The 26,926-nt window shown below is 50.5% G+C and carries 27 protein-coding genes; 5 read left to right on the top strand and 22 right to left on the bottom strand.

Annotated features, from left to right (window positions below; translation table 11 throughout):
* Positions 1-4 precede the first annotated feature (4 nt).
* From ACLPHM_RS00535 to flgB, 8 genes are read right to left on the bottom strand one after another with little or no spacing between them, the layout of a single operon-like run.
* The gene (locus tag ACLPHM_RS00535; protein WP_430219340.1) at positions 5-1,132 is read right to left on the bottom strand and encodes a flagellar basal body P-ring protein FlgI; all 1,128 of its coding nucleotides are present in this window, start codon (positions 1,130-1,132) and stop codon (positions 5-7) included.
* A 3-nt stretch (positions 1,133-1,135) separates the two neighbouring features.
* The gene (locus ACLPHM_RS00530) at positions 1,136-1,819 is read right to left on the bottom strand and encodes a flagellar basal body L-ring protein FlgH (RefSeq protein WP_135862109.1); all 684 of its coding nucleotides are present in this window, start codon (positions 1,817-1,819) and stop codon (positions 1,136-1,138) included.
* A 37-nt stretch (positions 1,820-1,856) separates the two neighbouring features.
* Entirely contained in the window at positions 1,857-2,642 is a 786-nt protein-coding gene (gene flgG / locus ACLPHM_RS00525) for a flagellar basal-body rod protein FlgG (RefSeq protein ID WP_135862075.1), read from the bottom strand.
* Between the two features lie 32 nt (positions 2,643-2,674).
* Positions 2,675-3,421, bottom strand: a complete 747-nt coding sequence (gene flgF / locus ACLPHM_RS00520) for a flagellar basal-body rod protein FlgF (protein WP_430219339.1) — start codon at positions 3,419-3,421, stop codon at positions 2,675-2,677.
* A 9-nt stretch (positions 3,422-3,430) separates the two neighbouring features.
* Positions 3,431-4,675, bottom strand: a complete 1,245-nt coding sequence (gene flgE / locus ACLPHM_RS00515) for a flagellar hook protein FlgE (protein WP_430219338.1) — start codon at positions 4,673-4,675, stop codon at positions 3,431-3,433.
* 51 nt (positions 4,676-4,726) lie between these two features.
* Complete coding sequence (locus ACLPHM_RS00510) at positions 4,727-5,416, bottom strand: flagellar hook capping FlgD N-terminal domain-containing protein (protein ID WP_430219337.1); 690 nt, start codon at positions 5,414-5,416, stop codon at positions 4,727-4,729.
* Between the two features lie 11 nt (positions 5,417-5,427).
* A complete protein-coding gene (flgC, locus tag ACLPHM_RS00505; RefSeq protein ID WP_430219336.1) occupies positions 5,428-5,835 on the bottom strand; it encodes a flagellar basal body rod protein FlgC in 408 nt (135 codons plus the stop codon).
* 8 nt (positions 5,836-5,843) lie between these two features.
* A complete protein-coding gene (flgB, locus tag ACLPHM_RS00500; RefSeq protein ID WP_430219335.1) occupies positions 5,844-6,251 on the bottom strand; it encodes a flagellar basal body rod protein FlgB in 408 nt (135 codons plus the stop codon).
* 170 nt (positions 6,252-6,421) lie between these two features.
* Between flgB and flgA the strand changes: the two genes are divergently transcribed.
* From flgA to ACLPHM_RS00485, 3 genes are all read left to right on the top strand, one after another.
* Positions 6,422-7,108: a flagellar basal body P-ring formation chaperone FlgA gene (gene flgA, locus ACLPHM_RS00495; RefSeq protein WP_430219334.1), complete on the top strand. Its 687-nt coding sequence runs from the start codon at positions 6,422-6,424 to the stop codon at positions 7,106-7,108.
* A gap of 106 nt (positions 7,109-7,214) precedes the next feature.
* Positions 7,215-7,505, top strand: coding sequence for a flagellar biosynthesis anti-sigma factor FlgM (gene flgM / locus ACLPHM_RS00490; protein ID WP_135862088.1), 291 nt, complete (start codon positions 7,215-7,217; stop codon positions 7,503-7,505).
* A 16-nt stretch (positions 7,506-7,521) separates the two neighbouring features.
* Positions 7,522-7,989 (top strand): flagella synthesis protein FlgN, encoded by a 468-nt coding sequence (locus ACLPHM_RS00485; RefSeq protein WP_430219333.1) that lies wholly within the window; start codon positions 7,522-7,524, stop codon positions 7,987-7,989.
* Positions 7,990-7,992: 3 nt separating this feature from the next.
* Here ACLPHM_RS00485 and flhF read toward each other — a convergent pair whose 3' ends face one another.
* The 14 genes from flhF to flhD form a co-directional block, all read right to left on the bottom strand.
* The gene (gene flhF / locus ACLPHM_RS00480; protein ID WP_430219332.1) at positions 7,993-10,389 is read right to left on the bottom strand and encodes a flagellar biosynthesis protein FlhF; all 2,397 of its coding nucleotides are present in this window, start codon (positions 10,387-10,389) and stop codon (positions 7,993-7,995) included.
* A complete protein-coding gene (flhA, locus tag ACLPHM_RS00475) occupies positions 10,386-12,500 on the bottom strand; it encodes a flagellar biosynthesis protein FlhA (protein WP_430219331.1) in 2,115 nt (704 codons plus the stop codon). Before flhA ends, flhF begins: the two co-directional genes overlap by 4 nt.
* A complete protein-coding gene (gene flhB, locus ACLPHM_RS00470; protein WP_430219330.1) occupies positions 12,497-13,654 on the bottom strand; it encodes a flagellar biosynthesis protein FlhB in 1,158 nt (385 codons plus the stop codon). The genes flhA and flhB overlap by 4 nt, the downstream gene beginning before the upstream one ends.
* A 177-nt stretch (positions 13,655-13,831) precedes the next feature.
* Positions 13,832-14,479, bottom strand: a complete 648-nt coding sequence (cheZ, locus tag ACLPHM_RS00465; protein ID WP_430219329.1) for a protein phosphatase CheZ — start codon at positions 14,477-14,479, stop codon at positions 13,832-13,834.
* A 15-nt stretch (positions 14,480-14,494) separates the two neighbouring features.
* On the bottom strand, positions 14,495-14,881 hold the full coding sequence (gene cheY / locus ACLPHM_RS00460) for a chemotaxis response regulator CheY (protein ID WP_135862099.1): 387 nt from the start codon (positions 14,879-14,881) through the stop codon (positions 14,495-14,497).
* A gap of 49 nt (positions 14,882-14,930) precedes the next feature.
* Positions 14,931-15,986: a protein-glutamate methylesterase/protein-glutamine glutaminase gene (locus ACLPHM_RS00455; protein WP_430219328.1), complete on the bottom strand. Its 1,056-nt coding sequence runs from the start codon at positions 15,984-15,986 to the stop codon at positions 14,931-14,933.
* 44 nt (positions 15,987-16,030) lie between these two features.
* A complete protein-coding gene (locus ACLPHM_RS00450; protein WP_430219327.1) occupies positions 16,031-16,879 on the bottom strand; it encodes a CheR family methyltransferase in 849 nt (282 codons plus the stop codon).
* 12 nt (positions 16,880-16,891) lie between these two features.
* Positions 16,892-18,619, bottom strand: a complete 1,728-nt coding sequence (locus ACLPHM_RS00445) for a methyl-accepting chemotaxis protein (RefSeq protein ID WP_430219326.1) — start codon at positions 18,617-18,619, stop codon at positions 16,892-16,894.
* Positions 18,620-18,664: 45 nt separating this feature from the next.
* Complete coding sequence (locus tag ACLPHM_RS00440; RefSeq protein ID WP_166408337.1) at positions 18,665-19,165, bottom strand: chemotaxis protein CheW; 501 nt, start codon at positions 19,163-19,165, stop codon at positions 18,665-18,667.
* A gap of 23 nt (positions 19,166-19,188) precedes the next feature.
* A complete protein-coding gene (gene cheA, locus ACLPHM_RS00435; protein ID WP_430219325.1) occupies positions 19,189-21,273 on the bottom strand; it encodes a chemotaxis protein CheA in 2,085 nt (694 codons plus the stop codon).
* 60 nt (positions 21,274-21,333) lie between these two features.
* Positions 21,334-22,248 carry a flagellar motor protein MotB gene (gene motB, locus ACLPHM_RS00430; RefSeq protein ID WP_430219324.1) on the bottom strand — a complete coding sequence of 305 codons (915 nt, stop codon included), beginning with the start codon at positions 22,246-22,248 and terminating at the stop codon, positions 21,334-21,336.
* Between the two features lie 2 nt (positions 22,249-22,250).
* Positions 22,251-23,126, bottom strand: coding sequence for a flagellar motor stator protein MotA (gene motA, locus ACLPHM_RS00425; protein ID WP_135866874.1), 876 nt, complete (start codon positions 23,124-23,126; stop codon positions 22,251-22,253).
* A gap of 185 nt (positions 23,127-23,311) precedes the next feature.
* Positions 23,312-23,902, bottom strand: coding sequence for a flagellar transcriptional regulator FlhC (flhC, locus tag ACLPHM_RS00420; RefSeq protein WP_430219323.1), 591 nt, complete (start codon positions 23,900-23,902; stop codon positions 23,312-23,314).
* A gap of 19 nt (positions 23,903-23,921) precedes the next feature.
* Positions 23,922-24,242, bottom strand: a complete 321-nt coding sequence (gene flhD / locus ACLPHM_RS00415) for a flagellar transcriptional regulator FlhD (RefSeq protein WP_430219322.1) — start codon at positions 24,240-24,242, stop codon at positions 23,922-23,924.
* Between the two features lie 568 nt (positions 24,243-24,810).
* Here flhD and glpK point away from each other — a divergent pair.
* Both glpK and ACLPHM_RS00405 read left to right on the top strand, forming a co-directional pair.
* A complete protein-coding gene (glpK, locus tag ACLPHM_RS00410; RefSeq protein ID WP_430219321.1) occupies positions 24,811-26,304 on the top strand; it encodes a glycerol kinase GlpK in 1,494 nt (497 codons plus the stop codon).
* A 13-nt stretch (positions 26,305-26,317) separates the two neighbouring features.
* Positions 26,318-26,797: a TM2 domain-containing protein gene (locus ACLPHM_RS00405; protein WP_430219320.1), complete on the top strand. Its 480-nt coding sequence runs from the start codon at positions 26,318-26,320 to the stop codon at positions 26,795-26,797.
* Positions 26,798-26,926 lie beyond the last annotated feature (129 nt).

The following is a 26,926-nucleotide window of genomic DNA, read 5'->3' as shown; positions in this document are numbered from 1 at the left end:
GAGATCAAATCACCTCTAGGTCGGCACGCAAAGCACCTGCACTCTTCAGGTTTTGCAAAATGGAGAGCAACTCTTGAGGGGTAGCACCCAGTGCATTCAAGGCACGTACCACATCAGCCAAGTTGGCGCTGGTACTCACACGTTGCAATGCCCCGCCGTCAGACCGCATTTCTATGTCGGTACGGTCAGTCACCACGGTTTGCCCGTCAGTAAACGGCGTATTAGGCTGGTTCACTTCGGACTGCTTGCTGATCACAATGGACAAGTTGCCATAGGCGATAGCCGCTTCATCAATGGTCACCGTACGGTTCATCACTACCGTGCCAGTACGGGCATTCACCACCACACGTGCTCTGGCGGGCGGCAAGTTAACTTGCAGATTTTCCACTTGAGACAAGAAGTTCGCCTGCATCTCAGGCCCTAATGGTGCCTGCACCTGAATCACACGTGCATTCAGTGCGGTTGCGATGTTGCTGCCAAAGTGCCTATTTAATGCCGCTACAACGTTTTGCGCCGTACCAAAATCAGAGCTATTGAGCTCTAGAGAAATCAGTCCATCACGAATATAGGTAGTAGGCACATCACGCTCTACAATCGCGCCGCCAGGAATAATGCCGCCATTCAGTTGGTTCACCTGTACGCTAGAACCACCGGATTCAGCACCTGCACCACCCACTAACAAGTTACCTTGGGCCAACGCATACACTTGGCCGTTTGCCCCTTTTAATGGCGTCATCAACAAGGTACCGCCACGCAAACTTTTAGCGTTACCCATCGAAGACACCACCACATCGACGGACTGCCCAGGTTGCGAGAAAGCGGGTAGGCGCGCTGTTACCATCACCGCCGCCACGTTTTTTAGCTGCATGTTGCTGCCTTGAGGAATAGTCACCCCCAACTGCGACAACATGTTCGTCAAACTTTGTTGGGTGAAAGGCGCTTGGCGCACTTGGTCACCGCTGCCATCCAACCCCACCACCAAACCATAACCAATCAACTGGTTATCACGTACCCCTTGGATAGTGGCTAAATCTTTAATGCGGTCAGCCGCCTGCGCAGGCACAAGCAAGCCTAGCAATAGGCTCGCCAACAATACGCGTAATACCGTTCGTATAGGCATAGTCATACTCATTAATCAGAACGGAGAAATATTCAGGAAAAAGCGCTGCAACCAACCCATGGTTTGCACTTCATCCATCACCCCTTTGCTGCGGAACTCAATACGTGCATCAGCCACCTGTGTAGAACTGACTGTATTGCTGCCCGAAATGGAGCGCGGATCTACCACTCCCGAAAAGCGCATGTATTCGCTGCCTCGGTTGATGGCGATTTGTTTTTCACCTGCAATCTGCAGGTTACCGTTAGGCAAGACGCCAATCACGGTAGTGGTTAACGTGCCTGAGAACATGTTGTCTGCACGGCTGCTACCTGTACCATTGGCTTGATTTTTGCCTTCCACCTCAAAGTTTTGTCTGGACCCTAACTCACTAGGCAAAATAGAGGGATCCACACCAAAATTCAAACCACCGCTGGAATTACGGTTGGTGCTGGTGGAAACGTTTTTCGCCGCGTTCGTGCGTTCTTGTATGACGATGGTCACAATATCGCCCACGTTACGCGGTCTACGATCTTCAAACAGCGGGTAGTTACCGTAAGCACTAGGTTGGTAAATAGAACCATTGGCTACCACTTCCGGCAAAATCTGTGCTGGCGGTTGCGCTGTTAACGGCCCTGTCACCACAGGCTCGGGAGGCACCAGAGCGCAGCCTTGGATCAGCATTACGGCTCCTACTAGAGCCCCCAGCAGACTACGCATCATCACTTTCATTACTACCACGCTGTTATCCATCAACCGTTTACAGTTGCGTCAAACGCGCCAACATCTGATCCGATGTGGACACGGCTTTACTGTTCATTTCGTAAGAACGCTGAGCAATAATCATGTTGACCAGTTCTTCGGCCACGTTCACGTTAGAGGTTTCGGTGTAATGCTGACGCACAATACCGGCACCATCTAAACCTGGTTGCTGGAAGTTGGCCGCACCGGAAGAATCTGTTTCTACGTACAGGTTTTCACCCATGCTTTGCAGGCCACCGGGGTTAGCAAAGGTCGTTAACTGCAACTGCCCAACTTCAACGCTGGTGCCCACAGCACCGGGCTGGGTCACGGAAACCGTACCGTCACGGCCAATGCTAATTTCCAAGGCGTTATCAGGGATGTTGATGGGTGGCTGAATGGGGTAGCCACCTGCCGTAGTCAACTGACCGTTTTGATCCATCTGCAAGGTGCCAGCACGAGTGTAAGCAAACGTACCGTCCGGCATTTCTACTTGCAAGAACCCACGGCCTTCAATCGCTACATCCATAGTGCCGCCTGTGTGACGCAAATCACCTTGCGTATGGATACGCTCGGTAGACACAGTGCGCACCCCTGTACCCAGTTGCAAACCTGTAGGCAATTGGTTGGCCGCGCCTACTTGAGCACCGGGCTGACGAATAGTTTGGTACATCAAATCTTCAAACACCGCACGGCCACGTTTAAAGCCTGCTGTATTCACGTTAGCCAAGTTGTTGGAAATCACATCCATACCAGTCTGTTGTGCTTCCAGACCTGTCTTGGCAATCCAAAGCGATCTAATCATTTGTATTCCTTCACATGCAATGCTTGCATGACTTAACCGTTCATAGACAGAATGGAATTAGCCCGTTCTGCGTTGGTATTGGCGTCTTGCAGCACTTTCATCTGCATTTCAAAACGTCTAGCGTTGTTGATCATGCCCACCATGGCTTCTGCCGCGCTGACGTTACTTTTTTCCACAAAGCCTGAAACCACTTTCACGCTTTCATCCGTAGGCTGCGCCTGGCCGGTAGTGCTACGGAACAAGCCGTCATCACTACGCTGCAATGTTTGCGGATCAGGGTTCACCAGTTTCAACTGGCCTAAAACCTGTATATCCCTAGGATTATCTCCAGCCCCCAAGGCCGTTATCTGGCCGTCAGACGAAAAAGTCAGTACGCCGCGATCTGGGATTTCGATGGGTGCGCCATCAGCAGACAATACAAATTGCCCACGCTGGTTCACCAACATATTGTCTTGGTCAATAGAGAAGTCACCCGCACGGGTGTAGGCTTCGCCCTCAGGCGTTTGCACCGCAAACCAACCCTGATCGGCAATGGCCACATCCAGTGGGTTGCCGGTTTCGCTCAAGGGGCCAGCTTGCATGCGGCTACCGGGTGTCACGGTAACGGTAGACACCCGTGTAGGCAACGCAGGAGCGCCCTGCACAGGCACAGCCCGTTGCAACGCCAACTGCTCTCTAAAACCTGAGGTATTGATGTTGGCCAAGTTGTTGCTCAGCGAAGACTGCTGTTCTAGCAGACGCTGAGCACCATTCATGGCGGTGTAGATAATCCTATCCATGACTCAGCCTTAGCGCATGGTGATCAGTGTTTGCAACACCTGATCCTGCGTTTTAATGGTCTGTGCGTTCGCTTGGTACGTACGCTGCGCAATAATCATATTGACCAGCTCTTGACCCATATCGACGTTGGACTCTTCCACTGACTGACCACGCACCACAGCCATACCGTTCTCGCCAGGTCTACCCAAAATAGGCTGACCAGATGTAGCCGTTTCAGCCCACACGTTGCCGCCTAAAGGCTGCAAACCTTGCATGTTGTAAAAGTCAGCCAAAACCAATGTACCCATCGTTTGCGTTTGGCCGTTGGTGTAGTTAGCAACAATGCTGCCGTCTGCCGCAATAGACATACTGGCGTACTCACCCATTTTGTAGCCGTCTTGATCTGGCGTTGCGGCAAATGGGCCACCCAGCTGTGTAGAGCCAGCGTAGGACAAATTGATGTCTAGATTTTCCGCAGGCGAGTTACCACCTTCCACGGCCAAACTCAGCGTCACAGCACCGGTAGGCGACACCAACTCACCCGCCTTATTGAAAGTCAGCGTGTTGGTAGTAGGAATAATGTCGGGATTGTCTGGGTCAGCACTGTTAGGATCTGGCGTGCCCAGTACCTTGCCGTTCATGAAATACTGCACATCCCACACCGACTCACCGTTCACCGCTTCACGCTTGATGAAATACTGTGTGACTTGGTGAGCATTACCCAGCGAGTCATACACGTTATATGGGAAAGAGCTGGTGTAGGTATCTGGATTAGCTGGATCAACCTTAGTACCTGCTGGCACAACCTTTGCATTGGAGTCCAAGTTGGCACGCAAGCTCATTTCGCTAGTCGCTTTAGGCGCAATATTGCCCGTAGGAATACGAATAGGCTGTGGATCGGTAGAACCAGGCAAGTAACCTGTTAGGCGGTGGCCTTGCGAGTTAGTCAAAAACAGGTTTTTATCGGGAGAAAACTGACCGTTACGCGAGTACACCACGGCCCCGCTTTGATCCATCAACCTAAATAACCCTTTCTCGCCATCAATGGCCATATCAAACTGGTTACCCGTAATAGACACCGTACCAATGGTGAAACGCTGGTTCACACCGGCCACGCTCACACCCAAACCCACACGGGAGCTAGCGTAAACATCAGCAAACTGAATATTGGAAGACTTGTAGCCCACCGTAGACGAGTTCGCAATGTTATTACCAATCACGTCCAAATTCTGTGACGCTGCATTCAACCCACTTAAACCTTGTCCAAAACCCATGATTTCTCTCGCTTAAATTCGTTTGAATTCTTCACCCTTCAAGGTGAAGCCTTACATAATCTTGCGTATATCCAACAGCGAATACGTACCCGCCAACCCCAGATCCAACAGCAAACCCTTGGTGCTATACGACACGCTGTCCACTTTGCCCGACGTCAGCATTTCTGCTCTCACGGCTTTGCCTTCAGCATCCAGCGCTTCTACCTTGGTGTCGTATGCGCCATCTGGAACGGGGTTACCGGCATCATCCAGACCGTCCCACTCTAGGTTGTGCACACCCAACTTCATGTCTTCAAGCTCTAGCTGACGCACAACACGCCCTGCCTGGTCTGTAATAGACACGACCACTTTCTGAGCGGGAGCAGCTAGATCCACCCCAAAACCGGTGGTGGACTTGATGCTGTTATCGTCGGGGTTGGTGCCCACTTTGATCTTGCTGCCTGGTACCAATACCTCTTTGCCAATGAGCGATGCCGCTTGCATGGACTGCGACACATCCAACTGCCCTGATACCGCCAACAAGGTGTTATTCAAATCTTGAATACCCTGCACAGTAGACATTTGCGCAATCTGGCTAGTCACTTGTGCGTTGTCCATGGGGTTCATGGGATCTTGGTTTTGCATCTGCGTAATCAGCAATGTCAGAAATCTGTCCTGCGTTTCTGCCATCAAGCTGTTATTTTGCTGACGCGCATAGTTCATGGCGTTATTGGCTGAATCTGTGCCATTAACAGTAGTCATTTGCTTTCCTTTTACTGACCTAGACTCAACGTACGCATCATCAAGTTTTTAGCGGTGTTTACCACTTCAACGTTGGCTTGATACGAGCGCGAGGCCGAAATCATATTGACGGTTTCAGCCACTACATCCACGTTGGGCATGGCCACATAACCTTGATCATTGGCTAAAGGATGGTGAGGGTCATATTGCATGCGGGCGGGTGCATTACTTTCCACTACCGATGCCACTTTCACACCGCCCACCGCTGTTTGCGGGCTTAATGGCGACACTTGGAATACCACTTGGCGAGCTTTATAGGGCAAGCCATCTGGCCCAGCCACACTGTCTGCGTTGGCAATATTGCTGGCGCTGACGTTCATACGCTGCGACTGAGCATTCAATGCCGAGCCGGCAATTTGAAAAATACTGAAATTACTCATGATTCACCTTATTGCTGCAACGCCGCCATCAGCCCTTTGATGCGCTGTGACAGAATGGTCAACGAACTTTGGTAGTGCATGCTGTTATCGGCAAAGGCCATGCGCTCTACATCCATATCAACGGTGTTGCCGTCTAAGCTGGGTTGCAAAGGCTGTCTGTACAGCAAGTCGTTCTGTAATGCCGTAGAGCCCGCACCCGCAATATGGCGAGCAGAAGTCATATCCAACTTAACGGCAGGCAAGTTCATGCTGTTGCCCATGGCCTGTTGCAATGCCTGACTAAAATCGATATCCCGCGCTTTGTAGTGCGGCGTGTCAGCGTTCGCGATATTGGCCGCCAAGACTTCTTGACGCTGTTGGCGCAAACTTACTGCCGTTTTGTAAAAACTGAAATCTTCACCGATACGGTCGATCATGTTGTATACCTTTGTCTTGCGTTTCCTGGAGGAAACCCATAGGCAGCAGCCATTTGCCACCGAATGCCATAATGGTAGCCGCGCGCCCTCCTCTACAAAGTAGGAAATAAGACAGTATTTCTTTGCTAGTTCAGTTCTTGCTCTGGGATTGCACTGACTACAATGCTGTCATGCGACACGTTTCTGCTTTCGTTTTCATGGCCCTATTGGGCAGCCAATCTCTTTACGCATCACCACTGCAATCAGCAGATGAAATCGTAGAGGGCGTGAGCAATTACCTCATGGAACAGGCCGAATCGTTAGCTGGCACCGCCACCATCACGGTGACGCCACCCCGCTTGCAACAGCAATCGGCGTGTGACAATTTACGCTACGCCGTACCAGGCAATGCCACACTACGTTCTCGCATGCGTGTAATCGTCAGTTGTTTGGCTCCCGAAACGTGGACCGTGCCGGTACAAGTAGCCCTTAGCGTTCAAGGCTTTTATTACGTCAGCAATAAAACCATCAACAAAGGCGAATTGATTTCGCTTGATGACTTGATTACTCGCGAAGGTGACTTACTACGCCTTCCACCTAATGTGGTCACAGACCCTAGTTTGATTGTGGGCTACATGGCTGGCCAGCGCGTCAACACCGGTAGCACGATTAAATCCACGTTGCTGCAAAACCCACAATCCGTACAACGCGGACAAAGCGTACGCACTATTGCCAGAGGCAACGGGTTTGTGATCAGCAACGAAGGTCAGGCGCTACAAACCGCAGCGCCTGGCAGCCAAGTACAAGTACGTGTTGCTTCCGGGCAAGTGATTACTGGCACAGTGCTTGATTCCTCTACGGTTCAAGTGCCGCTTTAACGTAAAATGATCCTATTCTTTACAGCGCTACACGGCACCATTAAAGAAACAGCAGTAACTGCCGTTACTGTTGGAACCCCGCTTCTGACCTTTTACGTTCACTGCCATGAAAATTAATATCAGCTCCAACAAACAGCCCGCTACTGACCGGCTTAGCGTTGGTCAAAACAAACGTGCCATGACGGATGCCTATCAGGCAAGTAACACCCCCTCATCCAGCCAGGTTGATCTGAGCACCACCGCCAGACAATTGCAAAATCTGCAATCGTCCGAGCACGACCTGAATATTGAAAAAATCCAGTCCATCAAGGACGCCATTGCCTCTGGCAAATTGGAAATTGATACTAGCCGCATTGCGGACTCATTAATTGCCAGCGCCAGAGAGCTTCTGAAATAGCGCGAGTCACATCATCATGAGCACACCGTCCCTATCATTCTGTCTGAACCAAGCCATTACCGTCTTGGAGTCGTTTAACCAGACACTGTCACAAGAAAACGACCTGCTGCTCACAACGCATGATGATTCCGACTTGCTGGCTTTTACGCAGCAAAAAAACCAGTTCTTGGCAGAACTAGAAGCACAACATGAAGCATGTGGTCACGCGCTACGCGCATTGGGATTAGAAAACTCGCACGAAGGCTTACTCACTGCAGCCGAAAACGATGCAGAGTTAGCAACTATCGTGCAACGTTTCTTTGAGCTAGCAGAAACTGCTCAGCATCAAAACAACCAGAACGGCATTATCATCCAGACCTATCTGGAGCATAACCAACAAGCCCTACAAGCCATCACTAGCATGATGCAGCGTTCGGAACAGGTTTATACCGCCCAAGGTAAAACCCGCCCACACAAACTACAACACTCCGCCATTAAGGCCTAATACTTAGGCCTCTTGCAGCGCTTCTTTCAATGCAAAGCAGCGCAATAACGCTTCAATCAGCTTAGGTGCGGTCAATGCACCGCGCTGCTGCAGTAATGTCTGCAACTGCCCATACAAACCTTGCCGTTGCGACGAGTACTGCACATCACTGCCCGCCAACGCCAATAGCGCCGACGTACGTAATTGCTGCGCGACTGATAACCCCTGTGTTGACGCTTCCTCTTGCACCGCACGCCATGCCGGCGCTACTAAACGCCCTACTAGACGTTGCTCGTGCTGTAACACTGCCCACATTGCCACATCGGCATCTGATAGCTGTGTGAATGCTCCCGCGTTTACCAACACCACTGAGTCTCGCAATACCGCACCGCTGTAACGATCGGTCAGACGTACCGCAATCAGCTCCAACGGCAACTCTGCCACACCTCGCTGACGTATGGCGACACGCTCTTTAGCCACCCACAACGTCAAACTAGGTATGCTCTGCCCCGCCAACTGCTGTAACTGCAACTTTCGTGATAGATCTGACACGGCATGAAACTGCATTTGTTTAATTCTGGCGGCTGCACTGGTAGTCCCATTTTCGTGCCAGAAGCGGCTACCCAACGGCACACTCGCCATAAAGGCTGTCCCTTCTGCCGCTAATACCTGCCACACCGCTGGCGTAAAGCCCTCCAGCATATGCATAATAGGGGTAGCATTACGACGCTGTTCCACCCATTGCACGGCCTGCAATAACTGATCCGCCCACTGCGGCTCGTGCAATACATGCTCACCCACCGTGTTTAACCAGCCCATAGGGCCCGCCAACTGCTGCAACGGTGCTGCCAACGCTTCGCCACGTTCTGTACAAAGCGTAGTCAGCAAAATTTTGCTTTTTCCTTGCTCATTCTCTAGCGCAAGATTGACTGACTGATAGCTGCTTAACAGCATGGACTCTGGTGACTCACTCACCTCATGCAAGGCAGAACGCATTAAGTCTTCTGCCTGCTCAGCCAGATAAGTAGCATCTTGCGGGCCTACAGAAAGGTCTCGCCAGCCATCAAAAGCGGCTGACAATGCTAACGAGTGCTCAATGGCCGATGTGTGCTGACGTAAGCCATCCACATCCACCTTACGCATACCTGCACCACTCATCACCAACGCCGTTAGCTTCTGCTTACGCGCTTGCTCATCCGCATCATTCACCGGTTCTTTTTGTTCTGCTACCGATAACAACGCAGCTAAATCACCCGCCGTAGGGGCATACAATGCTTTGCTGTTGTAAGACGTGCGTGTGAACGCCATATCCACTAACTGTTTGGCCGTCATAAAACGCAGATTTTCTGGGACTTTCTGACCGTCTGATACATAGTGCACGGGCAATTGGTAGCGTATTGCCGTATCTAATGCAGGCCCTAAGCGGCTCGCCTCATCTACCTTCGTAATAATGCAGCCAGACAGCGGTGTGCCACCATCGGTTTTGTACACTCTCGCCACTTCATCGAGGGTGTCACCGTGACTGGAGGCATTCAAGGCCAACAAGCGCTGTATGCGTCGACCAGCACTAGCCAACAAGGCCGCTTGATCCGCCACAAAGCAATCACGCTGACTAATCCCCACGTTATCAATTAAGATAATTTGGTCTGGCCTAATGCTTAACAACAACTGTCGTAACCCTGCGGAGTCTTGCACCACATGTACCGGCACACGCAAAATATCTGCATAAATTTTCAGTTGCTCGTGAGCCCCAATACGGTATGTATCGGTAGTAATCAATACCAACTTATCCGGCCCAAAACGCTTCACACATCGTGCCGCCAATTTGGCAATAGTGGTGGTTTTACCTACACCGGTAGGGCCTACTAACGCCAGCGCCAAACCTGGCTGCCATAGCCTGTCTTCACTGGCCAGCACGGGTAAATGGGTGTCCAACTCGTGTCTAGCCCACTCAAACGCCGCCCTGTCATTAAGGTGCGCCGGCATACGCTTCAGCATGGCACGCAGCAAAGCCGTACTAAAGCCATAGCCCAGCAAGCTTTGGAATAACGACAAGGTTTCGGGCGCTCGTTGCAGTTGGTTGCTCCACAACAGCTCGTCAATACGGTTTTCCAGCGCACCACGCATAGCACCAATGGCACTCATTAACTCTGCAGGTTGCTGCTGCTGATTGATACCGGCATACGGCGCAGCGGTTGGAGTCGGTGCACTGTCAGCGATACTCGCAGTCGCTTGGCTTTGCTCTGGCACAGGCATACTGACAGGAGCCGGTGTAGCACTTGCCGTAGCATCTGTGGCCAGAATTTCCACACCACCGTTGACACGTCTATTGGACACGATTAGGGCATCAGGCCCTAAGGCCAAGCGCACCTGACGCATGGCTTCCCTACTGGTACTACCAAAAAAACGACTTACACTCATGCCTGATTACCTATCACTGCAGTCACTTTCATGACTCGTTCATCTGGAATTTCTTGGTTAGACAACACACCCAACTGCGGTAAATGGTGACGCAAGAAGCGAGACAGCGACGGACGTAGCAATGCAGGCACGACCAAAACAGCGGCATCGCCGCGCTGTTCTTGCTGCATGGTGGCTCGCTGCGCCTCTGCCAATAGTGTTTCAGCCAAGCCTGGCTCTAGTGCCCCACTGCTGGTCAAGGCTTGTGTGAGTACGCGTTCAAGACGCGCATCTAACCCAATGACATGCAATTCGCCTTCACCGGGGAACCACTGCTGTGTAATGGCTCTACCCAATGCTGTACGCACCATTGCCAGCAACTCTGCCGCTTCATCCAAGTTTGCCCCCAACTGATTTTGGGCTTGCAAACGTGTAATGTTCTCGGACACCACCTCAATAATGGTGCGCATATCACGAATGGAGACTTCTTCATCCAACAACCCACGCAGCACTTTATGGAATAGCCCCAAGCTGACTGTTTTGGGCACAAAGTCTTCCACCAATCGTGGCAACTCTTTGCCCACGCGATCCAGCAACTGCTGTACTTCTTGTCTACCCAACAACTGTGCACCATGACGATGCAACAAGTGATTCAAGTGCGTAGCTACCACGGTACTGGCATCAACCACGGTGTAACCCGCAATTTGCGCCTGTTCACGTAACGACACATCAATCCATACCGCTGGCAAGCCAAAGGCTGGGTCGGTAGTAGGTGTACCCGATAGCGTCATGGTGACGCCACCTGGATCAATGGCCAACCACTGACCTGGCATGGCCACACCACGCCCTACTTCTACGCCATACAACAACACACGGTAGTCATTGGGTTTCAACTCTAAGTTGTCACGTATGTGCACCACCGGCGGCAAAAAGCCCACATCTTGTGCGAACTTTTTACGCAAGCTGCGGATGCGATGCAAAAGCTCACCATTTTGGGCATGGTCCACCAAAGAAATCAGCCTGTAGCCCACCTCTAAACCCAAGGGGTCTACCATGGCCACATCATCCCAACTGGCTTCAGAGGCGGCAGCGTCGGCAGCCCTCTCTGCCTCACTAGGCCCTACTATTTGCGCCTGCTCTACTTGCTGTTGGCGCTTATGCAGTGACCAACCAATAGCTCCCACAATGGCAGCAAAAGTGAGGAACGCCAAATGCGGCATACCGGGAATTAAGCCCATCAACCCCAAAATGCCAGCCGTCAAAAACATCACATGAGGGTTACTGAACAGTTGGCTTACCATCTGTTGACCCACGTCTTCGTCGGTAGCGACACGAGACACCACCACACCCGCTGCGGTGGAAATCACCAATGCAGGGATCTGGGCAACCAGACCATCACCAATGGTCAGCAGGGTGTACACGTGGCCCGCTTCACCAAACGACAAATCGTGCTGCATCACCCCTACGATCAGACCACCAATAATATTGATGACCATGATCAGCAGACCAGCAACGGCATCACCACGCACGAACTTACTGGCCCCATCCATTGCCCCGTAGAACTCAGCCTCTTGCGATACTTCCTGACGGCGACGACGCGCTTCTTCTTCACCTATAAGACCTGCGTTTAAATCCGCATCAATCGCCATCTGTTTACCGGGCATCGCGTCCAAGGTAAAACGCGCACCTACCTCGGCAATACGTCCTGCACCTTTGGTAATCACAATAAAGTTAATGATCACCAAAATAATAAAGACGATTAAACCAACCGCAAAGTTACCGCCCACCAAGAAGTGGCCAAAAGCCTCAATCACCTGACCTGCTGCATCTGGCCCTTTATGGCCATTGAGCAATACCACACGGGTAGAGGCTACGTTCAATGCCAAACGCAGCAAGGTCGCAAACAGCAATACCGATGGGAATGCCGCAAAATCCAAGGGCTTTTTGGTGAACATGGCCACCAATAAGATCATCACCGCCAACGCAATGTTGAAGGTAAACAGCAAGTCCAACAAGAATGGCGGCAATGGCAATACCATCATCGCCAACACCAGCAGGATCAGTACCGGGCCTGCCAGCATCTTGGCGTGAGCCGAACCATTGGTTTTCAATAAGGTTATAAAGCTATTCATTCAGCAGAAACATTGGCTGAAGTCGCTAGGGGATCAAACCCTTTGGGGACTTCCAAATTAACAGGCTGTTGCGGTTCTAGTCCTACACCTTGGTTCCAGTGACGTAACTGGAAAACCCAAGCCAGAACTTCAGCAACAACGGCATACAACTCAACAGGGATTTCGTGATTTAAGTCCACATGACCATGCAAGGCTCGCGCCAACGGAGGTGCTTCCAATCGAGGAATACGATGCTCTGCCGCCAACTCACGTATGCGCTGTGCAATTAAACCTGTACCCTTAGCCACCACGCGTGGCGCACCTTTTTCACCTTCGGCGTAGCGTAAGGCCACGGCATAATGCGTAGGGTTGGTGATGACCACATCGGCCGTCGGCACTTCGGACATCATGCGTCGCTGTGCCATCGCACGTTGCTGCGAACGTATGCGCCCTTTCACGTGTGGATCACCTTCGCTTTCTTTGTGTTCTTCTTTTTGATCCTGCTTGGACATACGCATTTTCTTGAAGAAACTGAACAGTTGCCACGGCGCATCGATCAATACAATCACAATCAAACTAGAAATAATCAGCGCACAGCTTAAGGCCACCAACCCTAAGCCCTTCACTAAGGCTTCGGTAGGATTCACATGCATCAGCCCAGTCATTTGATCCCTGAAATGCCAGATCACCATCACCGCCACAGTGCCTATTAAGCCGGCTTTAGCCAGGGCCTTAACCAGTTCGATCAAGGTTTGCGCTGAGAACATCCGCTTAATTCCCTTCAGCGGATTCATTTTTTCAAACTTGGGCTCTAAGGATTTCCATGAAAACAAGAAACCACCCAACAGCGCCGACCCAGCAATAGCGGTCACTACCAGCGCCAAGAACAACGGCAGCAAGCCTAACAATGCTTCAAACGCTTGTATTCCCGCTTGCGCTGTCATGACATTTGCTTCTCTGGCTACGCGCACATCAAACCACATACTGCTGCGCATAACGCCAGACAACGCCTTGTACAGCAAACCACCAGACAGCCACAACGTGGCGGCCCCTACGGCCAAAATCAAAAATGTGCTGAGCTCACGCGAACGCGCAACTTGCCCCTCCTCGCGCGCCTTTTCTAGGCGTCGGGGTGAGGCCGGTTCGGTTCTTTCTAGATCGCTGTCCTCAGCCATGCTATGCGTTGCCAACAAAATTACGGATACGTATCACGCCAGATCGTTATCGTGCTGGCACACGTATCCAAGCGTAAAAATTGTAGAGGCAAGCCGCAGCACGCTAAGGACTAAGCAAGGGCTATAAACCGGCTTTATTCATAAAGCCGGATATAAAACAGAGGAGCTATACGACGCTTAAAAACCCAAACTGGATAGCAAATCATCCACTTGGTCTTGGTCGGTTACTACATCGGCCGCCGCCGTATCGATGACAGGGCCATTTAACAAACCGGCGGTTTCTTCGCGCTTTTCAGGTGGCACACTATCAATCAGCACTTGTACCAATTCGGTTTCTATCGTGCCTATGACTTTCAGCATGCCCTGAATCACTTGACCGGTTAAGTCTTGAAAGTCTTGCGCCATGATGATTTCCATCAGGTTTTCCTGAGTGGATTTGCTGTGTCTGCCCACTAGATCTAAGAAATCTCGTGTGTCATCCACCAGCTCACGGGCAACCGGTAGCTCGGCGGGCGCATCAAACCAGTGCTGCCAACGCTGTCCCAGATTCTGAGAACCTGCAAACAACTGCTCTTGCAATGGACCCGTTTCTTCCGCTGCCGTGAGCACTTTATTGGCAGCTTGCTCAGTCATGCGCCCTACATAACGTAGCCTATCCCTCGCATCGGGGATGGCATGTGCAGCATCCTTAACCGCTTGGTCCAGCCCTAGCTCGTGCATGCTCTCACGCACCAGCCTCATCAGCTGTGCGATACGCTGCACGACATCAAGAGACATCTGCCCCAATGGTTCTACAGTAGTTGTACTGCTATGATCTTCATCCATCCCGACTCTCCCGCTTTAGCCCATTTTTTCGAAAATCTTATTGAGCTTCTCCTCAAGCGTAGCGGCGGTAAAAGGCTTAACAACATAGCCACTGGCGCCTGCCTGAGCTGCTGCGATGATATTTTCTTTTTTGGCTTCTGCTGTCACCATCAATACGGGCATGGTAGACAAGTTGGCATCTGCTCGTATTTGTTTAAGCATTTCCAAGCCATCCAGATTGGGCATATTCCAGTCTGATACGACAAAATCAAAGTTGCCATTGCGCAGTTTTTCTAGGCCCATTGCGCCATCTTCTGCTTCATCCACATTCTCGTAGCCTAAATCTTTCAGCAGATTACGGATAATACGACGCATCGTAGGAAAGTCGTCTACTACAAGAATTTTTATATTTTTATTAGCCATCAAAAGCTCTCCATCATAAATAAAGCACTGGCGAGGGCCTTTCGCCAAATCAAACCCTATGTCCGTAAGATCCTGCACTCGCCAGCAACTTTGCGCTGATTTCACCTAAAGGCACGGCTTCGTCTGCCGCACCAATCATCAGTGCTTCACGGGGCATACCAAATACCACACTGCTGGCTTCGTCTTGAGCAAACGTCACGGCGCCCGCTTGCTTCATAGCCAACAGTCCTTGTGCACCATCCTTACCCATGCCGGTTAGCAATACGCCTACTGCATTTTTGCCAGCCACCTCGGCAGCCGAACGAAACAGCACATCCACGGCGGGACGGTGTCGGTTGACGGGTTCGCTGTCTTCCAACTCAATCACGTAGTTCGCACCGGAGCGCGCCAGTTTCATGTGAGCAATACCGCCTGGTGCCAAATACACATGGCCTGGCAAGACACGCTGACCATGCTCAGCCTCGTGCACCTGTACCGCGCACAAACTATCCAAACGCTGCACAAACGAACGAGTAAACCCCGCTGGCATGTGCTGCGTAATCAAGATCGCAGGGCTGTTTGCCGGCATAGGCTCTAGCACCTGACGTATCGCTTCCGTCCCCCCCGTAGAGGCACCGATCAATATCAGTTTTTCTGTCGTGGAGAAGTGGTGAGTCAAGCGCGAACGCGGCTCACTGCTTGGTGCCACCGTACTTTGACGAGGCTTGGACATCGCTGCAGCACGAATTTTGTCTGCGATCAGGTCGGAGTATTCCAACAAACCGTCACGCAACCCCAACTTGGGCTTGGTCACGAAATCCACAGCCCCTAGCTCTAAGGCTCGTATGGTGACATCCGAATTACGCTCCGTTAACGAAGACACCATCACTACCGGCATAGGGCGCAACCGCATTAAGCGCTCTAAGAAATCCAACCCATCCATGCGTGGCATTTCCACGTCCAAGGTCAACACATCTGGGTTGTGCTGTTTGATTAATTCCCTAGCCACTAACGGATCAGGTGCCGTTGCCACGACTTCCATGTCAGGATGGTTATTGATGATTTCCATCATCAAACTACGTACTAACGCCGAGTCATCAACACAAATCACTCGAATTTTTTTCATGTTACGTTCAATCAGTTAAAGGGGGAGCCGCACGCGCTTTGTCATTAAATACGCACGTAAACGGTTTGCCCCTGTAAACGGAATGCTTTGCTCAAATGAGAAATATTTTCCGAATGCCCAACAAATAACAAAGCTCCTGGCTTCATCACCTGAGCAAACTTATCTAACAGTTTGCTTTGCGTTTCTTTTTCGAAATAAATCATGGTGTTCCTACAGAACACCACATCAAAACTTTGGTCGGTAGGCCAGTTTTCGGCAGACACCAGATTAATCATTCTGAAGTCCACCATATTGCGTAACACAGGCTTGACTCGCACCATGCCCGCACGCTTACCGACTCCGCGCTGAAAATACTTTCTCAGCAAGTGATCCTCAACAGGCTGCACTCTATCCTGCGAATACACCCCCTCTTGTGCACGCACCAGCGCCTGCGTATCAATATCAGACGCCAACACGCTACAGGTCACGTCTGCGTTGCTGACGTTTTCCTGTAATACCATGGCAATGGTGTATACCTCTTCGCCCGTAGAGGCAGCTGCACACCACACCGACAACGGCTTACTGCGTTTTTTCACAAATTCAGCCAACGTACCAAAGTGATGACTTTCTCTGAAGAAAGCCGTGTGGTTGATGGTGAAGGTATTGATAAAACGCTCCCACTCAGGAGCTCTAGGATTGTGTTCCAGAAAATCCAAATACTGGCGCACTTCCGCTACGGCCAAATTCTTGGCCTCTAGCCCTAAACTACGGGCCACCATGTCTTCTTTGTGTTCGCCCAACACAATGCCCGCTCGCTCTTTGAGCATGCGGGCCGTACGAATGAAGTCATCCCTTGTCGCCTGTGGTAGCACTGGCAATGAATAGACAAAAGATTCCGACGTAAGATGAGTCATAAGCCTCTAATACTAAGTCGCCAGCACCTGAGGACGCACAGAGGATATGGCTTCGTACTCGTCGTAGTCATACCCCAGCTCATCTGCCTGCATTTCAATGATTTCGCCCGAATTAATCTTAAATGCGGCCACTACTTCCATCAGTTGCGCTGCCTGACTTTGTAGCGAACCTGCCGCCGCCGCAGCTTGTTCTACCAATGCCGCATTTTGCTGTACCACAGCATCCATTTGCGATACTGCTTGATTCACTTGATCAATACCTTCTGACTGCTCATGCGAGGCTGAAGAGATTTCGTCCATCAACACGGTAATACCGCGTACTGACCCCACCACTTCTTGCATGATGCCGCCAGCATCGTCTACCTGTCGTGCACCTACACTCACTTTCTGCAATGAGCCCTCGATCAGGACTTTGACCTCTCTGGCCGCCTGCGCACTGCGCTGTGCCAAAGAACGTACTTCACCCGCCACCACGGCAAAGCCTCTACCTTGCTCACCTGCTCGTGCCGCTTCCACTGCGGCATTTAGAGCCAAGATATTGGTTTGGAATGCAATGCCATCAATCACATTCACGATATTGGCAATTTCATTGGAGCTTGCTGCAATATCATTCATGGTATCTACCACTTTGGACACCGCTTGACCGCCACGCTCTGCAACTACCGCGGCATCGTGTGTGACACGGTCTGCTTGCTGTGCGTTATCCGCATTCTGGCGCACCGTGCTAGATAGCTCTTCCATGCTGGCAGCCGTTTCTTGCAATGCCGCCGCCTGTTGCTCGGTACGGCTACTCAAATCGGTATTGCCCTGAAAGATTTCTTGCGAACCCTGCTCAATGGCCTGCACACCATCACGTATGGCATGCACCATTTTGCGCAAGCTATCTTGCATACGACGCACTGCTTCGCTCAGCACACCGATTTCGTTATCGGACGTAACTTCAATACGCTGCGTTAAATCACCGCTGGCGATACGATCAAAATGCTCTTTGGCCGTACGCAACGGCGTTAACACCATGCTGCGCAAGAACACATACACACCCAAACAAATCAGCACACACAACGCCAGCGCCACACCCACTAACTGAATAACGAGGTCGTACTGCTTTTCTTCTTTCTCATAACTCTCATCAATGTAGGCTTGCTGGAACTGCTGTAAACGTTCAGCGGCGTAGTACATATCAGACTCGGCACCCGATGCCAAAATGGCCAGATGCACACGAAACTCTTCCATGCGTCCTTGTTTAACCAAATCCAACAAGGGTGGAATCGCCTCTAGCAATTTCTCGAAGCTCGCAAATACCGGCACATAGGCGTTATTCGTATCCTCAAACTCACTGGAGTACTCTTTGAACTCATCAAACGCCATTTTGGTGCGCTGATAGTCCATGTCCACACGGTTCAATAACCGTATGGTGTTGTCATCCAGCTTGCGAGCCGCACCATCGGTGCCACTCACCCACTCACTGGTCGTGGTGTAGCTTTGGTTATTTTGATTAGAAAGATAGGCCGCAGACGCCCTACCCAATGCCGTCTGCGTATCTTTATAAAAACCTATACTGCGATTCAGAAACTCATTGGCCTTTTGATTGGTCACAATCACGTCCAACGCCTGGTTATTAGCACGTAAAGAAAAAATGCCTAATGCCGCACCGGCCAATAACATCACCATAAAGAAAAACATCACCAGTAATAAACTGGTTCGTACTTTCAAATTAGCTAGCCCTAACCCTTTCAGCATATACATCTCCTCTTTTTGCTTTTTATCCAGAAACTTGTGTGAGCGTTACACCAATGCGCTATCCATTAGCGCCATTTCCTCGCTGGTCATCAGTTTTTCTATGTCCACCAAAATCAGCATGCGCTCATCCAGTGTGCCTATTCCTGTCAAGTATTCGGTAGAAAAAGCGGTACCAAATTGCGGTGCATCGCTGATTTGCGAGTTTTGCAAAACCAGCACATCTGATACGCCATCTACCACGACGCCTACGACTCTGGAACCCAAATTCAGAATCACCACGACGGTCTGGTGGTCGTAACTCACCTCATCCAGATTGAATTTGATGCGTAAATCCACGATAGGTACGATCACGCCACGCAGGTTGGTCACCCCTTTAATAAAAGAGGGAACGTTCGCAATGCGCGTCACGCTCTGAGCGTCATAGCCGCGAATCTCCTGCACTTTCAAAATATCAATACCGTACTCTTGCTGCGCGAGGATAAAAACCAGATACTCTTTACCCGCACCTTCGTTCTGATTATCGTGTTTGCTTTCTATAGTCGACATGTGTACTCCGTACTGAAATTTCTTTAGCTCAGCGAACCAACACGGTCACGCGTTAGTCGGTGTAAGGCAAAAACATCTACGATTAGGGCAACACTGCCGTCCCCCAAAATGGTGGCTGCAGAAATACCCGGTATTTTTCGGTAGTTGGCTTCTAGGTTTTTCACCACGACTTGGTGCTGGCCAATAAGGTGATCCACCAACAACGCAAAGCGCATGTCTTCTGCCTGAAGAATGACTGCAATGGCTTTGGTCATATCGGTTTCCGCCCCTTCCACCGAGAAAATATCCCCCAAAGAAATCACGGGCAGATACTCACCACGTACATGAATCACATGGTCGTCGTTGGACAATTGGCGCAACTGTTCAGTGGTAGGCTGCATAGACTCGGTCACGTGGCTCAGTGGCAAGATGAAGATCTCATTGCCCACTTGCACCGACATACCATCCAGAATGGCCAAGGTCAGTGGCAACACAATACGAGTTGTGGTGCCATTGCCTTCGCGCGAGAACATTTGCACATGCCCGCCCATGCTTTGGATATTTCTACGCACCACGTCCATTCCCACGCCACGACCGGAAATATCGGTCACTTTTTCTGCGGTAGAAAACCCTGGCGCAAACAACAACTGCCACAACTCTTCATCAGGAATGTTTTCATTGCTGACTAAGCCTTGGGCCATCGCCTTTTTGAGGATTTTTTCGCGGTTCAAACCACCACCATCATCAATCACTTCAATGATGATGTGACCACCCTGATGTTGCGCAGACAACGTCAACGTACCTTCGCGACTCTTGCCTGCTGCCTCACGTTTTTCTGGGGTTTCTATACCGTGGTCAATACTGTTACGCACTAAGTGAGTCAGCGGATCAATGATGCGCTCAATCAAACTTTTATCGAGTTCCGTACTTTGCCCTTTGGTCACCAGACGTATTTGTTTATCCAACCTTGCTGCGTTCTCGCGTACTACGCGTGGGAAGCGGCTAAATACGTAATCCATGGGCATCATGCGTATGGACATCACAGACTCTTGTAAGTCACGTGCGTTACGCTCTAACTGCTCGATGCCATTGATGAGCCTGTCATGCACTACCGGATCCAAGGTAGATGCTGTTTGCACCAACATGGCTTGAGTAATGACCAACTCGCCCACCAAGTTGATGATTTGATCTACGCGCTCAACCCCTACACGTATAGTGCTGGATTCGCTGCGGGCATTATTGCTGGCGCTGCTTTTAGCTTTAGCGGCAGGCGCGGGTTTGGTTTCTGCAACGTCTGCCGTAGGCGCTACTTGCCCTACTACAGTGGGCTCAGCTTCAGTTGGTGTTTCTACGATAGGGGCAGCGGTGGGCTCGTCAACGTGCACCTCAACAGCAGGAGCTGCAGTCGTCGCCGGCACGGCCTCGCGCTGCACGCTCACTTGGTCTTCGTTCACCACGAAGCAACATACGGCAATCAGGTCATCCGCCGCCGCCGTAGTTTGCAGCCACACGGCCAACTCAGTGTCTGTGCTTTGCTCATGCAGCACATCACCCATAATGGCCATTTCGTCTTTAAGTACCGCAATATCTTTGGCACTACTGCGTTGCACACGCACGCATAACGGCAGATTCTGATCGACTGGAGCGGTTGCCACCGCAGGCGCGGCAGTGACAGGCGGTGCTGATGCGGCGGCTGACGCAGGAGCCGCCGCTTGAGCTGCCCCTTTCTTGTGCTCTTCTGCTAGTTGACGCAACTGAGCACAAATGCGCTGATAGGCATCTTCATCAGGATCTTCTTCCTGACGGTAGGCAGCTACTTGATCCGTCAACACGTCCTTAGTCTCAAGAAATAAATCAATCATTTCCTTACGCAAGGACATTTCACCGTTGCGCACCAAATCCAGCAAATTTTCTAGTAAATGGGTGGTCTCAGCTAAGTGACCAAAGCAGCCAAAGGTACCGGCTCCCCCTTTGATAGAATGGGCGGCACGGAAAATGCCGTTCAGCTTGTCTATGTCTGGATTCTCAAGATTGAGCTCCAGTAGCAAGCTTTCCATGTCTGTCAGCAGTTCATCTGCTTCATCAAAAAACGTCTCAAAAAACTGGCTTAAATCAACGCCGGAGCTCATGCGTGATTCCTTCGTAGAAATAGGGTCCGAACAAGAGTAGATCGCACTGCTTGAACTACATCAGGGGTCGTAAAACGGACCTGCAATTTCTGGCACCATTGTTTCGCCAGCTTTAATCAGACTTTGCAGATCGTGTCCTACGTCTTCGTACTGATTTTGAGTATCAAGCCTTTGCTCGGCTCTCTGGTTCAATACGACAATACTGATGCGTCGATTTACGGCTGCGGCCGGATTATCTTTAACTAAACTGATGGTATCGGCCAAACCCAGCATTTGTTTGATTTTGGATTCACCCAATCCACCCGCCACCAACTCACGTCTGGCTGCATTCGCCCTGTCTGCGGAAAGCTCCCAGTTGGAGTATTCCCGCTCGCCGCGAGCATATTGGAAAGAGTCGGTATGACCCGCCACTTGGATACGATTAGGCAGTGCATTTAACGGCCCACTTAGCGCACGCAAAATACTGCGCATGTAGGGTTCTACCGTCGCACTACCCAGCATGAACATGGGGCGATTTTGTTTATCGATGATCTGTATACGCAAACCATCAGGCGTCATGTCGATTAACAGCTGATCTTTAAACTCATTCAGTACCGAGTCGCTATCGATGACATCTAATAATTCTTGGCGCAGGTCTTCCAACCGCTCTATATCACGACGATGACTATCAGGGTCTGCACCGTTTAAAGGCATCACACTAGGAATCACACTGGGATTGCCGCCGGGGATTACCGAGCGCGACGCATCAGAACGCATCCCGCCAGAAACCGCTTCAGCCAATGGCATACGGAAATACTCGGCAATGGTTTGTAGCTCCTCACGAGGAATTAGCGACAAAATCCACATCACCAAAAAGAACGCCATCATTGCAGTCACGAAGTCGGCATAGGCTATCTTCCAACTACCACCGTGATGCGGTGCCTCTACGACTTTCTTACGCCGTACAACAATACGGTCTGGTCTGGACGCACTCATGATCAGCCTTGTTTGTTCGCAGTACTACGCGATTGACGTACGTGTTCTTCCAACTCAGCAAAAGAAGGTCTATCTGTGGCGTACAACACTTTACGGCCAAACTCTACAGCCAATTGTGGCGGGTAACCATTCAGGTTCGCCAATAGCGTTACTTTGATGCACTCCAATACTTTGGCTGCCGCTTCGGTACGACGCTCAATCACACTCGCAAAAGGCGATACAAAGCCGTAGGCCATCAAAATACCCAGAAATGTGCCCACCATCGCTTTGGAAATTAAATCAGCCAATACTGCAGGCGGTTGATCCACGGATGCCAAGGCTTTAATCACCCCCAATACCGCCGCCACAATACCAAACGCGGGCAATGCATCGGCTACCACGTGCATAGCGCGCCCAGGTGTGTTGCGTTCAGCAATGAAAGCCTCGATTTCTTGATCCATCAAGGTTTCAATTTCAAAGGAGCTCATGTTGCCGCTGATCATTAAGCGCATGTAATCCGACACAAACACAATCAGCTCTTTTTCTTTCATCACTGATGGATACGCCGTAAAAATAGCGCTTTGTGTGGGGTCTTCAATATCGCCTTCGATAGACATCAAGCCGTCGCGTCGCGCTTTATTCAACAGTACGTATAGCAGCCCCATCAACTCCATATACAAGGCTTTGCTATACGGAGTGCGCTTCATGGCTGTGGGAATAGCCCCCATCATGAGCTTGAACGATTTGCCGCTTCCCGCCGCAATATAAGAGCCTAATGCAGCCCCACCGATCAGTAACAACTCAAAGGGCTGGTACAGGGCGCCCAAGTGCCCACCCAGCGCCACATAGCTGCCGAATACTGAGAAAAAGACAATAAGATAGCCAAGCAGTATGAACACGGTACGCCTTTAAATTAGTGTATCCCTCTTATGATCGCCTTAATCCCTGTTCGGGAAAGCGCCTTTAAGACGGGTTTTTTATGGGCATTTCATCCATTCAGCACAGTAAACTTTTCAGAACCCCGTACTGAGCGACGCAAAAAGCGCCTTCTCATAACCATGAGAAAGCGCTTGAGCACTATCGCTTAGAGTGATGCGGTAGATTGAGTAGTACTTTTGCTCGCCGTCGTTTTGCGAGCTCGCTTAGCCTGAGTTTTACCCGCCCGTGGTGGCGGTCTACAAATCGCACACACAAAACCTGCCGATGGGTCGTGGGCATGTGCTACAAACTGCCCTGCACATTGTTCGCAACTGGACAGTTGCACCATGCCACTTTCAAAAAACCGCAACAGCATCCATGCGCGCGTAAAGCTAAGCACAGGCTCTTCGTCTGGGTTAACACCATCACGACCGGCATTCGCCTGCTCGAGATAAATGCGGTATCCCTCAACCAACGCCTGCGCTTTACGGGCTGGCGTGACCACATCCATGTAGCGATAAACGCTGTAGAACATACTGGAATGTATGTTAGGTAGCCACGTCATGAACCAATCTACCGAAAATGGCAGCATACCTTTAGGAGGGGAACACCCTCGAACCTCACGGTATAACCTCGCCAACCGGTCGTAACTTAAAGAGGTTTCTGCTTGCAATACTTGCAGCCTCGCCCCCAACTTGATCATTTCTGTTGCCAAGCTGATGTCTTCAGCCTCTTTAGCAACACTGCGCGTAGCCATACACCACTACCTGAAAATATTAGGCGCTAACCATCGCGCGCTGAGAAAGCAAAATCGTAGAGTGAGCTTGCTGTAACACACCGCCCAACACATCTTGGGTCAAGGTGGACAACAACTCGTAGTCATTCAGTCGGAATGCGCACAACAACGTATTGGAGGCAGACAGTTTGACCAATTGAGCAGGAGACAAACGCAAAACGGTCTCGGCCACATCAGCATCAAAACCTAATCTATACATGCCTGCCGCAAAATTTTCACGCAAGAGGCGCTGTGCCAGCATGAGATAAGACAGATTTACTTCCTGAATATCGCTTAACAACGTGTTTTCCGTGACGGACATGGCGCCTTCCCTTGCAAAAACCACAAATGACACATTTCTGACACAAAAAACAGCATAATCAGAAACGTAACAAAAAACAATAAACCGAAACAAAAGCAATCAAACTATACATTCAACTGCCAATATTCGGAATTTGTACGTAAAAGTCTAATAATTGAGCTTCATATTATGCGTTTTACGTATAACTCTTAACGAATATTAACAGATGACAATGAAAAGTCCTACTTGCAAGCTCCTCCAGAGCATGACAAAAATCAAATAATGTCAGTAAATTTACATTTCGATGTAATAAAAGCAACATAAAATTACAAACATCTATAGAGCAGACCGCAATTCAAGCATTGTTTTGTTACATTTGTTCATGTGATCCATGCATGAACGTACATCTCATATTCGATTTATGCGTAATCACCTCACACATACCACGTTTACCCGGTAGCATGCTTTCAGCCCTCCCCCTCTCTTTCTGCTGATGAGGATAGCGGTAACCATCAACACGCATGGCACAAAACCCAGCGCAGCCGTATGATAAAGACCCTTTTATCAAGAAGCGGCACTCCTCTGGACCATGACTTATATACTTGCCCTAGACCAAGGTACTTCCAGCTCTCGCAGTATCTTGTTTGATAAAGAAGGTCGTTGCGTTGCTCAAGCGCAGCAAGAGTTTGCCCAACACTTTCCTCACTCTGGCTGGGTAGAACATGACCCACAAGCCATTTGGGAGTCGCAGTTAGCCACGGCTACCCGTGTACTGAAAGAAAGTGGAGTTTCGGCCTCACAGATTGCCGCCATAGGCATCGCCAACCAACGTGAAACTACGTTGGTATGGGATAAACACACGGGCGAACCTATATACCCAGCCATTGTCTGGCAAGACCGGCGAACTCAACCCTTATGCCAAGTCTTGCTGGATGCAGACAAAGAAGATGAGGTTCAGGCTCGCACAGGATTACGTTTAGACCCCTACTTTTCGGCGACTAAACTACGTTGGATTCTCGATAACGTGCCGCACGCTCGCCAGCAAGCAGAAAAGGGTGAGCTCGCCTTTGGCACCGTTGATAGTTGGCTCATTTGGAAACTCACCGGCGGCCAGCAGCACCTTAGCGACGTGAGTAATGCCTCACGCACTATGCTGTTTAATATACATACCCAGCGTTGGGATGAAGACTTATTGCAGCTCTTTAACATACCCGCCTCACTGCTTCCCTGCGTACGTGCGTCTAGTGATGACTTCGGTTATGCCGACCCTACCTTACTCGGTGCCGCTATTCCTATTAGAGGCGTCGCTGGCGATCAGCAAGCCGCCTTGTTTGGACAAGCAGGGTTTGAGGCGGGCATGGTAAAAAACACTTACGGTACAGGTTGCTTCATGTTGATGCACACTGGCCACCATGCACTGAATTCAGAACATGGACTGCTTTGCACGCAAGCCGCTCAGCCCGCGCCTGGCTCAGCACAGTACGCGCTAGAAGGTAGTGTATTTATTGGTGGCGCTGTGGTGCAGTGGCTACGAGATGGGTTAAAAGCCATTTCTGCCAGCCATGAAGTAGAGGCATTAGCCGAAACTGTTTCTGATTCAGATGGCGTCATTCTCGTGCCCGCTTTTACTGGACTAGGTGCCCCCTACTGGGACCCCGAAGCGCGCGGTAGCATCACAGGGTTGACTCGTAATACCTCGATGGCACACATTGCCTACGCGGCTTTAGAAAGTATTGCATTTCAAAGCACTGCTTTACTGCAAGCAATGCTTCATGATGCGCAGAAAAATGCTATTGTGCTGAAAGAGTTACGGGTAGATGGCGGTGCTTGCAGCAACAATATGTTGATGCAACTACAAGCCGATTTACTAGGCATCGATGTGGTACGCCCCGCCATGATAGAAACCACCGCATTAGGTGCTGCATATTTGGCTGGATTAGGCTGCGGCCTCTTTAGCTCGCAAGCCGAGCTTAGCCAACACTGGCGTATTGATAGACGCTTTTCTCCCCGTACATCAGCCAGTGAACGCGCCCAGCGCTTTGAACACTGGGAGCAAGCGGTACGCCGTACGCGAACCCTCTAACTATATATTGCTTATGCTGCAGAAAATCCTCGTCGCCCTAGCCCTATTTTTACTGATTCTGCTTGCGCTAAGTTTTGGCGAAAGCATTCTAGCTTCTTTCTTTAGCTGGATTAGTTGGTTAACAGGCTCATTAGTACAAAACGTTAATGACCTCTATGTACTCACCGCCCAGTACGTCAGCGCCCAGCCCTTTAAGGTGGTACTCGCGCTTATTCTGACTGTACCGGCGTATTACTGGTTAAGCCGCCGCGACAAAGAAAAAGGTGAGCAACAGCCTTCGCAGCGTAAAACCGCTATTTTATTGGCGTTCTTTTTAGGTTGGTTAGGCGTACACCGTTTTTACTTAGGCAAGTATGGCAGTGGTTTGTTGTACATCTTACTGTGCGCCATCTACCCACCGCTTGCTGTGCTGCTGGGCTGGATGGATGCCATTCGTTACTTCAGCATGACGGATCAAAGCTTTACGCTGCGCTATTCACGACGCGTTTCCTAAGCGTTCAAACGGCCGTAGAACACACGGTAGCAGGCAAAGAATACTGCCTACACAAGCAACAACTCGTAGCCAAAACGAGTCATCAACCACAAAAAAGGGTAGGCACAACGCCTACCCTTTTCTTTTGGC

The sequence above is a fragment of the Paenalcaligenes sp. Me131 genome, from assembly GCF_050487225.1.
In the GTDB taxonomy this organism is placed as follows: Bacteria; Pseudomonadota; Gammaproteobacteria; order Burkholderiales; family Burkholderiaceae_B; genus Paenalcaligenes.
The sequence above is the reverse complement of the archived record's forward strand: the minus strand, read 5'-3'. Positions and strand labels throughout refer to the sequence as shown.

Bases quoted from the DNA above. Each gene is read 5' to 3' on its own strand.
- ACLPHM_RS00535 (WP_430219340.1), bottom strand. From the start codon at position 1,132: ATGAGTATGACTATGCCTATACGAACGGTATTACGCGTATTGTTGGCG.
- ACLPHM_RS00530 (WP_135862109.1), bottom strand. From the start codon at position 1,819: ATGATGCGTAGTCTGCTGGGGGCTCTAGTAGGAGCCGTAATGCTGATC.
- flgG (WP_135862075.1), bottom strand. From the start codon at position 2,642: ATGATTAGATCGCTTTGGATTGCCAAGACAGGTCTGGAAGCACAACAG.
- flgF (WP_430219339.1), bottom strand. From the start codon at position 3,421: ATGGATAGGATTATCTACACCGCCATGAATGGTGCTCAGCGTCTGCTA.
- flgE (WP_430219338.1), bottom strand. From the start codon at position 4,675: ATGGGTTTTGGACAAGGTTTAAGTGGGTTGAATGCAGCGTCACAGAAT.
- ACLPHM_RS00510 (WP_430219337.1), bottom strand. From the start codon at position 5,416: ATGACTACTGTTAATGGCACAGATTCAGCCAATAACGCCATGAACTAT.
- flgC (WP_430219336.1), bottom strand. From the start codon at position 5,835: ATGAGTAATTTCAGTATTTTTCAAATTGCCGGCTCGGCATTGAATGCT.
- flgB (WP_430219335.1), bottom strand. From the start codon at position 6,251: ATGATCGACCGTATCGGTGAAGATTTCAGTTTTTACAAAACGGCAGTA.
- flgA (WP_430219334.1), top strand. From the start codon at position 6,422: ATGCGACACGTTTCTGCTTTCGTTTTCATGGCCCTATTGGGCAGCCAA.
- flgM (WP_135862088.1), top strand. From the start codon at position 7,215: ATGAAAATTAATATCAGCTCCAACAAACAGCCCGCTACTGACCGGCTT.
- ACLPHM_RS00485 (WP_430219333.1), top strand. From the start codon at position 7,522: ATGAGCACACCGTCCCTATCATTCTGTCTGAACCAAGCCATTACCGTC.
- flhF (WP_430219332.1), bottom strand. From the start codon at position 10,389: ATGAGTGTAAGTCGTTTTTTTGGTAGTACCAGTAGGGAAGCCATGCGT.
- flhA (WP_430219331.1), bottom strand. From the start codon at position 12,500: ATGAATAGCTTTATAACCTTATTGAAAACCAATGGTTCGGCTCACGCC.
- flhB (WP_430219330.1), bottom strand. From the start codon at position 13,654: ATGGCTGAGGACAGCGATCTAGAAAGAACCGAACCGGCCTCACCCCGA.
- cheZ (WP_430219329.1), bottom strand. From the start codon at position 14,479: ATGGATGAAGATCATAGCAGTACAACTACTGTAGAACCATTGGGGCAG.
- cheY (WP_135862099.1), bottom strand. From the start codon at position 14,881: ATGGCTAATAAAAATATAAAAATTCTTGTAGTAGACGACTTTCCTACG.
- ACLPHM_RS00455 (WP_430219328.1), bottom strand. From the start codon at position 15,986: ATGAAAAAAATTCGAGTGATTTGTGTTGATGACTCGGCGTTAGTACGT.
- ACLPHM_RS00450 (WP_430219327.1), bottom strand. From the start codon at position 16,879: ATGACTCATCTTACGTCGGAATCTTTTGTCTATTCATTGCCAGTGCTA.
- ACLPHM_RS00445 (WP_430219326.1), bottom strand. From the start codon at position 18,619: ATGCTGAAAGGGTTAGGGCTAGCTAATTTGAAAGTACGAACCAGTTTA.
- ACLPHM_RS00440 (WP_166408337.1), bottom strand. From the start codon at position 19,165: ATGTCGACTATAGAAAGCAAACACGATAATCAGAACGAAGGTGCGGGT.
- cheA (WP_430219325.1), bottom strand. From the start codon at position 21,273: ATGAGCTCCGGCGTTGATTTAAGCCAGTTTTTTGAGACGTTTTTTGAT.
- motB (WP_430219324.1), bottom strand. From the start codon at position 22,248: ATGAGTGCGTCCAGACCAGACCGTATTGTTGTACGGCGTAAGAAAGTC.
- flhC (WP_430219323.1), bottom strand. From the start codon at position 23,902: ATGGCTACGCGCAGTGTTGCTAAAGAGGCTGAAGACATCAGCTTGGCA.
- flhD (WP_430219322.1), bottom strand. From the start codon at position 24,242: ATGTCCGTCACGGAAAACACGTTGTTAAGCGATATTCAGGAAGTAAAT.
- glpK (WP_430219321.1), top strand. From the start codon at position 24,811: ATGACTTATATACTTGCCCTAGACCAAGGTACTTCCAGCTCTCGCAGT.
- ACLPHM_RS00405 (WP_430219320.1), top strand. From the start codon at position 26,318: ATGCTGCAGAAAATCCTCGTCGCCCTAGCCCTATTTTTACTGATTCTG.